This is a genomic window from Cohaesibacter intestini (genome assembly GCF_003324485.1).
Taxonomy (GTDB): Bacteria; Pseudomonadota; Alphaproteobacteria; order Rhizobiales; family Cohaesibacteraceae; genus Cohaesibacter; species Cohaesibacter intestini.
In genome coordinates this window covers 496,431-511,102 of the sequence record NZ_QODK01000001.1, presented here as the reverse complement: position 1 = coordinate 511,102, position 14,672 = coordinate 496,431, and the positions used below count along the sequence as shown (strand labels likewise).

Genomic DNA, 14,672 nt, shown 5'->3' with positions numbered 1-14,672 from the left:
GAGTCTAAGATTAAGTTAATTGCAACAAACTTAAACAACGTTCCCTAACTGGACTTGGTTGAAAAAGACCGACCAAAAGGATAGCGGTCTGTTGGTGGCTTTGGGTCTCAAGGCATCGCTCCAGAGGCCACATGGGACAAGCTCCATCCATCGGAGCAATAAAGGCCTTGGAAACCCCTGTCTCCAAGGCCGATTTTTGAGGCAAGGCCAGTTGTTTCGGGTCGATCTACAAGGCTCGCGACCCGAATCCTGCCCTTCGTTGGTTACCAGGCGATACGGTCGATATTCTCGAACGTGATGCTGCTGCCATCGGCAAAGTCGATGGTGCCAGTGGCATCGTCACTGAGCAGCATCTGTTCGCCGTCCGGCGTGATCCCAGAATAGCCCGAGGTCAAGTTGATGGTCCAGTCGGTCCCATACTCGGTCGTCTCCGTGCCATCTGCGGCCAAGATCTCAATCGAGTCGGTCCAGTCCGAACCAGTGCCACCATTCACACTGTCGTTGCCATCCCCCATCATGTAGAAGAAGCTGTCATTGCCATCGCCTCCGGACATGGTGTCATTGCCGATACCGCCATAGATCATATCGGAGCCGCTACCACCAACAATCACGTCACTGCCATGGTCACCATACAGGGTGTCATTGCCGCTGCCGCCATCAATCGTGTCGTTGCCGTCGCCGCCATAGACGATGTCACTGCCGTCATAGGCATTGATGGTGTCATCCCCGGCACTGGCTGAAATCAGGTCCTCACCATTGGTGCCATCAAGGGTTTCAGAAGCGGTGGTGCCCGTCACCTCATTCACAATGTGTGGTTCCTCGACCTGAATGTCGAAGCTAGTCGTGGTGGTGGCGGTGTCTCCATTGGACATTTCGGTCGTTGTGGCGGTCACCTGCACATTCACCGTACCGACATAGTCCACAGGCGGCGTTGCCTGCAGGTTGTCTAGATCCCAGCTGGCGATATCGCCGCTGTCCCCATCAGCGCCAATGGTCACCGTATGACTGCCGTCGCTCAGGACCGTGCCGTCCGGCAAATTGCCAAGGGACAGGGCCAGACTCTCAGAACCGTCATTGTCTGGAAGGGTTGGCAGGATATCGGGCAAGTTGATGGCCGCTCCTGCTTCCCCATGGGCTGCAGAGGTGATGGATTCGACCATAGAGATATTGTCGATATGCATACCGCGTCCATAATCCAAATCGACACCGGCTTCGCGGATCTCGATCTTGGAAGGATCGCCATCACCCGTCAGGTTGATGGTGTGGGTCTGCCAGTTATAGGTGGTGCTATCCTGCGCATTGTCCGAAATGGTGGCAACCACTTGACCGTCCCAGATGATTTCGATTGTGTTGACATCTGCGCCATAGCCCGGCCGCCCGGCATAATCGAGGGTCAGAGTGTAGGTTGCTCCGTCAACCGTGTCGACGGTTTGATAGATATTCGGGGCATCCGCATAGCCAACGCGCGGATCGGTATTCAGCTCGATATGGGTGCTCGCGGCACCATAATCGACTGTATCACCCTGCCACACCTCGACGGAACTGTCGGTCTGCCAGCCTTCGGCTTCCGGCAGGAAGGCCGACGTGTCCCCGGCAAGGGATTCAAAGTTGGTGTTGATGATTGTTGTCTGGGCATTGCCGATAGAAAGGCTCGGCGCATCTGCGACCGGGTCAACATTAATCGCGAAGGATTGCTGCGTCGAGATGCCGCCGCTATCGGTAGAGGTGATCGTCAGATTGACGGTGGGTTCAGCGTCCGCATCGATGCTCTGGCCATCTTTGAGCTTCAGCACCATGTCACCGCTATCCTCAACCACCTCAAAGCGGCTGTCAGAGACAGTGTAGGTATGGCTGTCGCCATCATCGGTGTCGGTTGTGGTCAAGATGCCGATGATCTCGCCGGCATTGTCCTCAACCACCATAGTGCCGCTCAACTCGATCGACAAAGGCGTCTCGTTGATATCGCCAACTGTGACATTGAGGATCTGGCTGTCCGAATTGCCCGCACTGTCGGTCACCGTCACGGTGACATCAACGGTCGGTTCCGCCTCATGATCTAGGGAGACGCCGTCCTTGAGCTTGAGGATCATTGTGCCAGAGCCATCATCCACCACTTCAAAGCGGCTATCGGAAGCAGTGTAGCTGTAGCTGTCGCCGACATCTTCATCAATCACACCAAGGGTGGCGATTTTGGCTCCCACTTCATTTTCCAGCACCCCGAAGCCATCGGAATCAGTGATCTGGAAGTTGTCGAGGATGGTGCCAAAACTGTTGTCGGAGCCAATTTCGTTGAAGGTGATGATATTCGAGCCGTCGCCAGAGCCGCCCACGATGTCAAACGTGTAAGTATGCCAGCCCATCCCATCGGTGGATGGGTCGACCGTGGCAATCACCTCGCCATTCCAGACGATCTCGACCACACTCTGCCCAGCCGCAGCTGAGGCATCACCCGTGCCCGAGCCATCGGCACCGCGGGATTTCAAATCCATCGACAAGCTGTAGGTATCACCGTCTTCCATGCCTTGCATTTCGCGGCTCAACGATCCGTTGGTGGTGCCTGCCAGATCCACATGATGATCCCCATCTGTCGCTCCAAGACCCATATGGCCACCTTCATGCACATCAATGTTGGTCTGTGACCAACCGTCAATCGTCGCACCTTCGTACCAACCAGTGCCGTCTCCACCACCATGCACGCCATTGCTGAACTGCTCAAAGCTGCCGTTATAGAGGAAGTTGAAGGATCCTTCTGCCGTCAGAGTAACCGCTTCATTGAGGTCCGCCACATTGATGGTGAAGTCCTGATCGAAGCTGCCGCCATTGCCGTCATTGGTGGTCACCGTGAGGGTGACGCTTGGCTCGCTCTCATGATCAAGGCTCTGACCATCCTTGAGCTTCAATTGCATATTGCCAGCGTCATCATCAACCACTTCAAAGCGATTGTCAGAGACAGTGTAGCTATGGGTATCAGAGGCATCGACATCTGTGGTGGTCAGGGTGCCGATGGTTGCACCGTCGGCATTCTCATTGATCAGATTGTTATCCAGGATGACCGCCGTAGGCGCATCGTTGGTACCAGTCACGACGATATTCACCGTGGCAATATCGGATTCGCCGCGCCCGTCCTCAGCCTGATACTGGAAGCTCACGGTGCGGCTTTCACCAACCGCCAGATCATCAAAATCCGTGCCAGGATCAAAGGTCGAATAGCCATTGGAATCCATTGTCAGCGTGCCTTCGGCAGGCGACGAAACGATGGAATAAGTCAGGGCATCGCCGTCTGCATCGGTCGCATAGGCCCAACCCGTCTGCAAGCCATTTTCCGCAATTGAAACGGTGCCACCATAGGCGGTTACGCCCTCATTAACATCCGCCACATTGATGGTGAAGTCTTGGTCAGTGCTCGCCCCATGCGGATCAGTCGAGGTGATGGTCAGATTAACCGCTGGCTCGCTCTCATGATCAAGGGTCTGACCATCCTTGAGTTTGAGCTGCATATTGCCAGCGCCATCATCAACCACTTCAAAGCGGCTGTCAGAGACAGAATAAGTGTGGCTGTCAGAGGCATCGACATCTGTGGTGGTCAGGGTGCCAATCACCGCGCCGCCATCATTCTCATCAACACGGCTAGCCGACAGATCAATGGCACTTGGACCATCATTGGTGCCGGTCACTTCGATGGTGACGGTGCCCGTGTCATGCTCTCCTGAAGCATCTACGGCATTATATTCGAAAGTTACCGTCCGGCTTTCACCAACCGCAAGATCTTCGAATTCACCGTTCGGATCGAAACTATATGATCCATCGGCATTCATTGTCACCGTGCCTTCGGAGGGCTGGATAGTAACACCGTAAGTCAGACTTTCACCTTCTGCATCCGATGAATGGGCTGCGCTAACTAGAGCGCTGCCTTCTGTGGTTGTTGCCGACGCATCCTGTGCCGTAACAGAGTCATTTAAGTTCCCGACATGAACAGTCAGTGTCTGGCTGTCTGTTAATCCCCCACTGTCGGTTACGGTCACGGTGAGGTTTACCTGTGCTTCGACTTCATGATCCAGCCTCACTCCGTCTCGGAGCTGAAGAACCATGTTGCCCGATCCGTCATCGACAACCTCGAACCGTGAATCAGATACCGAATAACTATGGGTATCGCCAGCGTCCGGGTCAGAAACCGACATGATCGCGACCGATGCTTCGGCTTCATTCTCATTGACCGTTAACATCTGATTGCCATCGCTGTCGAAATTCGAAAAACGAACATTATCAATGCCGAATGATTCATCGGCAATTGATTGATCAAGACTGCTGGTAATATTCAGGTCGATTTCAGATGTCGGATTATTCACTGTGATCTGCACAGTGTGGGTCTGATCACTATATGAACCAAACATGCTATTGCCGTTGCTGACATCATTTGTCGAGAGCGACCAGCTAACACTTCCCGAGGTGCCTGATGCGCTTTCAGCATTCCAGTTGAAATCAAGCGGGATCTCGATCGTTTCACCGGCAACATTGATGATGATTGATTCTGCACCAGCATTTTCACCGCCATCGCCGCGACCATCCCAGCTATCGATTTCAAGTAGGTCGAACTCGATCACTGTGCTTGCTGCGCCATCCGGTGTTCCGAGCGAGGTCGAGCTACCTTCAAGGCCTGTTGCGTTGCCAAATCGGCCAAGAATGGTATTTCCTGATCCATCATCGGTCCGCAAAGTGTTGGACCACCCAGTTGCATCACTCTCAAAGTCTTGCAGATTGTCGGCAGTGTGCGAAAGGGTTGGAGCTTCATTTAGGTCCGCCACATTGATGGTGAAGTCCTGATCGAAGCTGCCACCATTGCCGTCATCAGAGGTGACGGTGAGGGTAACAGACGGTTCGCTCTCATGATCAAGGGACTGACCATCCTTGAGCTTGAGGACCATGGAACCAGAGCCATCATCAACCACTTCAAAGCGGTTGTCAGAGACAGAGTATGTATGTGTATCGGACGTATCGACATCACTGGTCGACAGGGTGCCGATCACCGCGCCGCCATCATTCTCGTCAACGGATGTTGCCGAGAGATCAATGGCAGTTGGGGCATCATTGGTGCCGGTGACTTCAATGGTCACGGTGCCGGTGTCCGTTGAACCCTTGCCATCATCAGCGGTGAAGTCGAAGGTCACCGTGCGGCTTTCGCCGACGGCCAGATCATCAAAGTCCGTGCCCGGGGCAAAGCTGTAGGTGCCATCTGCATTCAGCGTGACCGTGCCTTCCGCAGGCTGGCCATCAAGACTGTAGCTGATCGCATCGCCATCGAGATCGGTCGCCGTGACAGTGCCATTGAGCGCCACATTCTCTGATGTGGTCTCAGAAGCATCATTGGCGGTGACCGCTTCATTGAGGTCCGCCACATTGATGGTGAAGTCCTGATCGAAGCTGCCGCCATTGCCGTCATTGGTGGTGACGGTAAGGGTGACGCTTGGCTCGCTCTCATGATCAAGGCTTTGACCATCTTTGAGTTTCAATTGCATATTGCCAGCGCCATCATCAACCACTTCAAAGCGGCTGTCCGAGACAGTGTAGCTATGGGTATCGGTGCTATCCACATCTGTGGTGGTCAGGGTGCCGATGACCGCACCGCCATCATTCTCATCAACGGATGCAGCCGACAGATCAATGGCGCTTGGGGCATCATTGGTGCCGGTCACTTCAATGGTGACGGTGCCGGTATCCGTTGAGCCATTGCCATCATCAGCGGTGAAGTCAAAGGAGATGGTGCGGCTTTCGCCGACGGCCAGATCATCAAAGTCCGTGCCCGGGGCAAAGCTGTAAGAACCATCGGCATTGAGCGTGACTGTGCCTTCTGCTGGCTGGCCATCAAGGCTGTAGCTGATCGCATCGCCATCGAGATCCGTTGCCGTGACAGTGCCATTGAGCGCTACATTCTCCGATGTGGTCTCAGAAGCATCATAGGCGGTGACCGCTTCATTGAGGTCGGCCACATTGATGGTGAAGTCCTGATCGAAGCTGCCGCCATTGCCGTCATTGGTGGTGACGGTAAGGGTGACGCTTGGCTCGCTCTCATGATCAAGGCTCTGACCATCTTTGAGTTTGAGCTGCATATTGCCAGCGCCATCATCAACCACTTCAAAGCGGCTGTCCGAGACAGTGTAGCTATGGGTATCGGTGCTATCCACATCTGTGGTGGTCAGGGTGCCGATGACCGCACCGCCATCATTCTCATCAACGGACGTGGCCGAGAGATCAATGGCGCTTGGGGCATCATTGGTGCCGGTCACTTCAATGGTGATGGTGCCGGTATCCGTTGAGCCATTGCCATCATCAGCGGTGAAGTCAAAGGTGATGGTGCGGCTTTCGCCGACGGCCAGATCATCAAAGTCCGTGCCCGGGGCAAAGCTGTAAGAACCATCGGCATTGAGCGTGACTGTGCCTTCTGCTGGCTGGCCATCAAGGCTGTAGCTGATCGCATCGCCATCGAGATCCGTTGCCGTGACAGTGCCATCAAGGTTCACATTCTCAGACGTGGTCTCAGAGGCATCATCAGCGGTGACCGCTTCATTGAGATCGGCGACATTGATCGAGAAGTCTTCGGAATAGGTGCCACCATTGCCGTCATCAGAGGTGACGGTGAGGGTAACAGACGGCTCGCTCTCATGATCAAGAGACTGACCATCCTTGAGCTTGAGGACCATATTGCCAGAGCCATCATCAACCACTTCAAAGCGGCTGTCAGACACCGTGTAAGTATGCGTGTCAGAGCTATCCACGTCAGAGCTGGTCAGGGTGCCGATCACCGCGCCGCCATCATTCTCATCAACGGATGCAGCCGACAGATCAATGGCGCTTGGGGCATCATTGGTGCCGGTCACTTCAATGGTCACTGTGCCGGTATCCGTTGAACCCTTGCCATCATCAGCGGTGAAGTCAAAGGTCACCGTGCGGCTTTCGCCCACGGCCAGATCATCAAAGTCCGTGCCCGGGGCAAAGCTGTAAGAACCATCGGCATTCAGCGTGACCGTGCCTTCCGCTGGCTGGCCATCAAGGCTGTAGCTGATCGCATCGCCATCGAGATCCGTGGCCGTGACATTGCCATCAAGGCTCACATTCTCGGATGTGGTCTCAGAGGCATCATCAGCGGTGACCGCTTCATTGAGATCGGCGACATTGATGGTGAAGTCCTGATCAAAGGTGCCACCATTGCCGTCATCAGAGGTGACCGTGAGGGTGACGCTTGGCTCACTCTCATGATCAAGGGACTGACCATCCTTGAGCTTGAGGACCATATTGCCAGAGCCATCATCAACCACTTCAAAGCGGTTGTCAGAGACAGAGTATGTATGCGTGTCAGAGCTATCCACGTCAGAGCTGGTCAGGGTGCCAATCACCGCGCCGCCATCATTCTCATCAACGGACGTGGCCGAGAGATCAATCGCAGTTGGGGCATCATTGGTGCCGGTCACTTCAATGGTCACGGTGCCGGTATCCGTTGAGCCCTTGCCATCGTCAGCGGTGAAGTCAAAGGTCACCGTGCGGCTTTCGCCAACGGCCAGATCATCAAAGTCCGTGCCCGGGGCAAAGCTGTAAGAACCATCGGCATTGAGCGTGACCGTGCCTTCCGTAGGCTGGCCATCAAGACTGTAGCTGATCGCATCGCCATCGAGATCCGTGGCCGTGACATTGCCATCAAGGCTCACATTCTCGGATGTGGTAACGTCGCTGTCGTTGGCCACAACGGGGCTGTTCGGCTTTGTTTCTGTTCCGCCGTCGGTTGGTGGAGCAATATTGTCATCGGAAGACTGTGTCGGCACAGCAGAAGCGTCGATGCTATTGCCATCAGAACGAGAGGCATCGGTCGGTGCGGTCGCTTGAGACGCGCCATCGTCACTATGATCAATCGACTGGATGCCGGACTGGGCTTCGCTTGCAATGGGTTCATCGGCGGCTGACAGACCGGTCTGGGATACAGGCGAAGAGGCAAAGGAACTGGTCGGGCTGGCAAGATCCGCTGTCTGGTCACCGGATGCTGCATTGGCATCGACATCCGTGGCGCCACTCTCGGCCGGACCGCTAACGGTATCCGGAAATTCCTGCTCGGCTTCGTTGAGCAATCCATAATGCAGGTTCGGGTTCAGGATATCCTGACGGAACGCCACACTGTCTCCGGTATCATAGTCGCTTACCGATTTCTCCAGCTCGGCCTTTTGAGCCGCCTGTTGGGTACGGTTTGCCTCCTGCTTGGAGATGGTGTTGTTGGTATTCATGTCCGGAATATTGGTGTCAGCCATAACCCTGTTCCTCGATACACTTCGCCCTTGGTGTTCAGGCAGTCGGCTTCGACGCTATCGGACTCCTTGTTAAGCGTGTGTTTTCGAAAATGGTTACGAAGATCTAAAAAGCGCCATTTTGGGCGCTCCTGCCTCGATTTTATCCGGATATTGGGAACGTGGTTAATAAATGATCAAGAGACTTAGGGGCATAAAGGGAGGTAAATCTGTTTGCCCGCATTGGGGATTGCTGTGCAACTCCGGATCAGGCTGGCAACAAATAGAGTTATGATGGGTCTCATGTCTGCAGGGTATCAAGCGGGAAATGAAGGGGAGCGCCCGAAGGGGCTGGGTGCCTACCTGTCCCATATTCGGACGGTGTTTCAGCCGCCGGAATCGATGCAGAATACCTGGTTTGCCGAGCATATCCGGGTCCCCAAGCGCATCATTGCCGCCTCTCTGGTGATCAACAGCCTCGGTCTGGCGATGCCGCTGGTGATTTTGCAGATCTATGACCGGATCATTCCCAACCAGTCTTATGAAACCCTGCTCTACCTGATGGGGGGGCTCTTTGCGGTGTTGGTGATTGACACCATTCTCAAGATCGTCCGCTCCCATGTGTCGGGCTGGTCTGCCTCCTATCTTGATTATGTGGCAGGCGTCGAAGCGGTGCGCCGCTCCTTGCGGGCGTCCTCCGAACGGGTGGAGCAAGACGCAGCCAGCACCCATATCGACCGGATGAATGCCCTTTCCGCCACCGCTCGGATGTTTGCCGGACCGGCGCGGATGGGCCTTGTTGATCTGCCATTCATTTTTATTTTTCTAGGCGTCATGGCCATTGTCAGTCCGGTAATCACTGGCCTGCTGGTTGCTCTGTTCGTGGTGTTTGCCTGGATGCTGATGAAAAAGGCCGACGATATCCAGCAATTGCAGGATGAGCGACAAAATCTCGACCGGCGCAAATATGATTTTGTCATCGAAGTGCTGGCCGGCGTCGAAACCATCAAGATCATGGCCTGTGAGCCGCAAATGATGCGCCGATATGAGCGTCTTCAGGAAGCCATTGCCGTGGCCTTCCATCGCTCGGTCTTGCTCGATGGCGCAACCCAGTCTCTCAGCGCGGCTTTCGCTGCGGTGACCATGGTCACCATCGTCAGCAGTGGTGCTATTCTGGTGATCGAAGGCACCCAGTCTATCGGTTCGCTCGCCTGTTGCCTGCTGCTGGGTGGCCGGGCTGTTGAGGTTTTGGTGCGCTCCGTGCGCTCATGGAGCGAAATGAGTTCTTTCAATCTGGTCAAGCAGAATGTGGACGCTCTGCTGTCGATCAATCCCGATCCGGAGCTGGCAATTCGTCGTGAAAGCCTTTCCGCGGGGACGGTCTCCATGCGCAATGTCACTCTGGCCTCACAAATGGATGACTCTTCTGAGCCGTACCAGATTGATCTGGAGGTCAGAGATGGCGAGTTTATCGCCCTGAAGGGCAATATTCCCCGTGACGACCACGAATTCTTGCGCCTCATTCGTGCGCGCGCATTGCCGCTGTCTGGTGAGGTCCTGTTGGGCGGGCGCCCGCTGGACGCACTGGTGAATAGCAGCATCGCCGGATCGGTCGCCTATGTGCCAAATGGTCCGGCCATTTTCAGTGGGACCATCCTCGAAAATCTCACTTTGTTCAACCCACGTGAGGGGCTGCATGCCGCCCGTGAAGCCTGTCAGTTGATTGGTCTGGAGCGTGACATCCAGCAATTGCCGCAGGGCTACGACATGATGCTTGGCATGGGCGGCAACGAAACCCTGCCGCCAAGCTTCCGCCAGCGCATCTGCATTGCAAGGGCCATTGCCCAAAAACCGCGCATACTGGTTCTGGAAGAAGCCAATGCGCTGCTGGATCAACGGTCCGACACGTTGTTGCGCAAGGGACTTGAGAAGTTGCGTGGGGAGATGACATTGGTGTTCCTGTCCAATCGCCCTTCCTTCCTCTCCATGGCAGACCGGCAATATATCCTGTCGGATGGCAAGCTGTGTGAGCGCCAGGACCAGTCGCCTCAAGCGGCATCCCACCCGACACAGGCAAACGCCGTTCAACAGCAGCAAGGCAAGCCACAGGCTGAGGTCCTGCAAATGGGGAGGTCTGCATGAGTGACAAGGATCGCAAGACCGAACATCGGACCAGTGGCACGACAGACCGGAATTCCAAGCAACCCGGGCGGATTATGCTTCAACCCACGCGCCGAAAGGCACGCAGCAACGGGGCGCCGGCGTCCAATACCAACATGCCTCAGCACGGCAAACAAGGCGGGGATGGGACGGGCCTGTTCTCCGAACTTGCAAAGCAGACATCAGACGGCGAGCTAAGCCTCTCCGATCTGGCAAGCCTGTCCCAAGACCATCACTTGGCGATGCCTGAGGCTCAACAAGGCACAGAAACGGGTCGTGTCCCGCATCCAGCCCACCATGACGACTTCGACGGCCGGGAGACCTCTTTCTTCTCTGACTATGAAGCCCGTCTTGGCATTAAGGAGCGCTGGGCTGGCATCGATTGCGAAAGCTCGGCAGGGCGCTGTTTACAGGTGGTGCTGGCGGTGTTGGGCTGGGGTGGTGATGGTCGCCATCTGGCTCAGGCCTTGCCTCACTTCAATCAGGTAAATGATTTCAAAGGCTTGCGTGCTGTTTTAACGCGATTGAATTTTGTCACCACCGCCAACGAGGTGGACTTGCAAAATCTGTCGCCGGAACGTCTGCCATGTCTTTATGAAGATGCCTCGGGCATCACCCATCTTTTGCTGTCGCTCAATCATGGGGATGGCACGATCAATTGTTTCAACGGGGCAACCGGCAATGAAGAGGTGATCCCAAGCCCCAAAGGGCAGGTGACGGTCTATCTCATCAAGCCGCTTGATCTGACGGGGCAAAACAGATTTGTCCAGTCCTTCGGTTGGGTCACCCACGCCGCCTCTTCTTTCAAGCGGCTGTTTCTGTCCCTGTTCCTGATCAATTTTGGTATCAATCTGGCTGCAATGGCCGTGCCGATCTTCATCATGTCGGTCTATGGCTATGTGATCCCGTCCAAAGCACCCTTCAGTCTTGCCATGTTTGTCGTCGGCATTGGCTTGATCATTGGGGCAGACTATGCCTTGCGGCAATTGCGCACCCGGGTACTGGCCTATGTTGGTGCGCGCTTTGACACTGCATTGTCGGTCGAGGTCTTCCAGCGCCTGCTCTATTTCCCCTATTCCATGGTGCAGAATGCGTCGGTCGGCTCGCAGCTGTCCCGACTGCGCCAGTTTGAGAAACTGCGTGAGATCTTTCTGGGTTCCTTCGGTACAGCGGTGTTGGACTTGCCTTTTGTGCTGGTCTTCATCATCGCCATTGCATTGATTGGTGGCTGGCTCGCAGCGATCCCTGCCATTCTGCTGGGGGCCTATATCATCATGGCCATTGTCAGCATTCCCATCGCCAAACGCCAGACGATCCAGTCTGGCGACGCCAAGTCTCACAAGCAGAATGTAATGATGGAACTGTTCCTGATGCATCGCGAGATCAGCAATGTTGGCGGCGAGGCAAAGTGGCAAGAACGCTATGATGATGCCGCTGCGGGCTTTGCCGCGCTGGACTTCCGTGCGCAGCATTTCTCGCAGAAAATCCAGATTGTCAGTCAGGCCCTGTCGATGATGGCAGGCCTCGCGACCCTTGGCTTTGGCACCATGTTGGTGATGACCGGCGATATGGGTGTTGGTGGACTGATCGCCATCATGGCCCTGATCTGGCGGGTGCTGTCGCCGTTGCAAAATGCATTCCTGAGCCTGTCTCGGGTTGGCAAACTGATCGAGGCGATCCGTCTGGTCAACAATCTGATGCGGATGAAGCCGGAACGCGAACCCGGCACGGTGCCAAGCATCTCGCGTTCCTTTGAGGGCCACATCACCACAAAAAATCTGTCCTTCCGCTATGCGCAAGCCTCCGACGCGGCGATCAAGTCGGCCAACATCACCATCAATCCCGGTGAACTGGTTGCCATCACCGGCCCAAGTGGTGGCGGCAAGTCGACCTTGCTGAAGCTGCTTGCCGGTCTTTATCGCCCGGTGGCCGGTGTGGTGGCCTTTGATCATCTCGACATTCGTCAGATAGATCTGGGTGAGTTGCGCTTTGAGGTCAGCTATCAGCCCGACCATCCCACCTTCTTCTATGGAACCGTTGAGCAGAATATCCATCTCAACGATCCGAAAGTCTCGCGGGCTGAGATTCTGGCATTGTTCGAGAAATTCCTCATTCAGCGCAATCATCCCAACCTGCCCGAAGGCATCGATACCCGCCTGAAGACCGAGGTGCTCAACCAGATGCCGGATCTGCTCAAGCAGAAGCTGCTACTGTGTCGCAGCTTTGCCAAAAAGGCGTCCTACTATTTCCTTGATGAGCCCGCCAACTATCTCGATTTTGCCGCCGACACCCAGTTCATGGAAAATGTCAGTGCGCTGAAGGGGGAGGCTACGGTGCTCTTCACCACCCAGCGACCGAGCCATATGCGGATAGCGGATCGCATCATCGTGCTGCATGAAGGTCAGGTCATTCTCAATGGCCCACCCGAACAGGTGATGCCGCAACTCGATGCCTTCAACAAATCCGTTGCGTGATGCTGCATGACAGCGGGATGTCTATCAATCGAATTGCCAAATAATAAAGCGTCGTATTATCAATATGTTGCAGTGTTACGCAAGAAACCGCAATTTTTGGTTTTGCGTCAAACTGCTTAGAAAAGCAACTAAGTTTTAACATTAATGGCGTTATTCTAGAGGCGTGTATCGTGGGGGACACGTGTGTCTGTTTGGACATGCTGTTTGATATCAAGGTTGAATTCGGTGAAGTTGTTTGCGTCCAAAAAGAATGATCTTGATGCCAAGACTTTGACGTTGCCGCTGGCGCTCGAGAATGAGCAACCGCCGCAATTGTTCAACTATGTCGTGTCAGGCAGTTTGCTGTTTTTATCCTGCTTTGTGATCTGGGCATTTGTCACGTCGGTGCTTGAAGTCACCCATGCCAGCGGACAGGTTCAGCCGTCCGGTTCGGTACAGGCAGTTCAGCATCTGGAAGGCGGCTATATCGACCAGATTCTGGTTGCCGAAGGGGATCGGGTGAAAGCCGGTCAGCCACTGATCCGCCTGCGGGCCACGGCAACTGAAAGCGAGCGCGACCAGATGGTGATCCGCGCGACTTCCCTGCGCATGTCACTCGCCAGTCTCAATGCCCTGATGCAGCGGGGTGAAGCCCCCAATTTCGGTCGCGATGAAGTCCGCTTCCCGACCTTGGCTGCCTCCCAAAGCGCTGTCTTCCAATCGGAGAAAACCCGCATCAATCGCGAAGAGGCGAAATATGCCTCCCAGCTGGCACGCCGCAGGGCCGAACACAAGGCCGCATTGGCCGAAAAGAAAAGCGTCGAGAAACGGGCCGAGATTGCCAAGGAGCAATATCAGAGCCTTGAATCTTTGCTGCGCCAGCAATATGCATCACGCCGCTCCGTTCTCGAAGCGCAGGCAGCGCTCGAAGAAGCGCGTGCCAGACTCTATGCGCTTGATGGCAAGATTGCCTCGACCGGCGAGCAGGTGACCGAAGCAGAAATCCAGATGCAACAGGCCCGTGCCGCCATCCAGTCCGAACTGGCCAAGGAACGGGCCAAAAGCGCCAGTGAACTGGCCGAACTCGAACGCGTCCTGACCAAACAGCAGGATCGCGTCGAAAGTCTTGATCTCGTCGCGCCAACCGATGGCATCATTCAGGAACTGGCCTACAAGACCATCGGTGCGGTTGTTCGCTCCGGCGAAGTTGTGGCCAAGATCGTACCTGACAATCGGCGCATTGTCGCCGAAGTGAAGGTTCAGCCCAAGGATATCGGTCATATCCGCGTCGGAGCCGATGCCAAGGTCACCATCTCCACCTTCGATCCCTATCTGTTTGGTGCTCTGGAAGGACATGTCAAAACCGTTTCAGCCACCTCCTTTGAGGATGAGCGCGGCGACCCCTATTTCAAGGTGCATATTGCCCTCGACAACAACGCCTTTGAACGCAAAGGGGCGACCTTCCCTGTTCTGCCCGGCATGGTCGTCACCGCTGACATTGTCACCGGCGAAAAATCCCTGGCCCGCTATTTGCTCAAGCCGGTCTTCCGCTCAATGGATGTCGCCTTCTCCGAGCGCTAACGCCTCCGCATTTCGCCATCGTACCGTCGCTCAACCCGGTCTTGCTTAGCTGTTTATTAACCATAAGTAGCCAATAATCACAGGGTGCGCATGCGCCTTGATGGGGGGCCATGCCGTTTCGCGAACCATGTCGTTCATCGACATCAACGAGATCCAGGGTGAGGTCAAAACAGGCATGTCCGTTGCGTACCAGTCGAGTCAAAGCAGCAGGCAC

At 55.2% G+C, this 14,672-nt stretch carries 4 protein-coding genes; 3 read left to right on the top strand and 1 reads right to left on the bottom strand.

What is annotated here, in order from left to right; translation table 11 throughout:
- Positions 1–263 precede the first annotated feature (263 nt).
- A complete protein-coding gene (locus DSD30_RS02185) occupies positions 264–8,288 on the bottom strand; it encodes an Ig-like domain-containing protein (RefSeq protein ID WP_114007948.1) in 8,025 nt (2,674 codons plus the stop codon).
- 279 nt (positions 8,289–8,567) lie between these two features.
- Here DSD30_RS02185 and DSD30_RS02180 point away from each other — a divergent pair, with 279 nt between their 5' ends.
- The 3 genes from DSD30_RS02180 to DSD30_RS02170 all read left to right on the top strand — a co-directional run bounded on the left by DSD30_RS02180 (position 8,568) and on the right by DSD30_RS02170 (position 14,458).
- On the top strand, positions 8,568–10,406 hold the full coding sequence (locus DSD30_RS02180) for an ABC transporter transmembrane domain-containing protein (protein ID WP_198662789.1): 1,839 nt from the start codon (positions 8,568–8,570) through the stop codon (positions 10,404–10,406).
- Positions 10,403–12,898, top strand: coding sequence for a peptidase domain-containing ABC transporter (locus DSD30_RS02175; RefSeq protein ID WP_114007946.1), 2,496 nt, complete (start codon positions 10,403–10,405; stop codon positions 12,896–12,898). The genes DSD30_RS02180 and DSD30_RS02175 overlap by 4 nt, the downstream gene beginning before the upstream one ends.
- 225 nt (positions 12,899–13,123) lie before the next feature.
- Positions 13,124–14,458: an HlyD family type I secretion periplasmic adaptor subunit gene (locus tag DSD30_RS02170; protein ID WP_157967519.1), complete on the top strand. Its 1,335-nt coding sequence runs from the start codon at positions 13,124–13,126 to the stop codon at positions 14,456–14,458.
- The last annotated feature ends 214 nt before the right edge of the window (positions 14,459–14,672 follow it).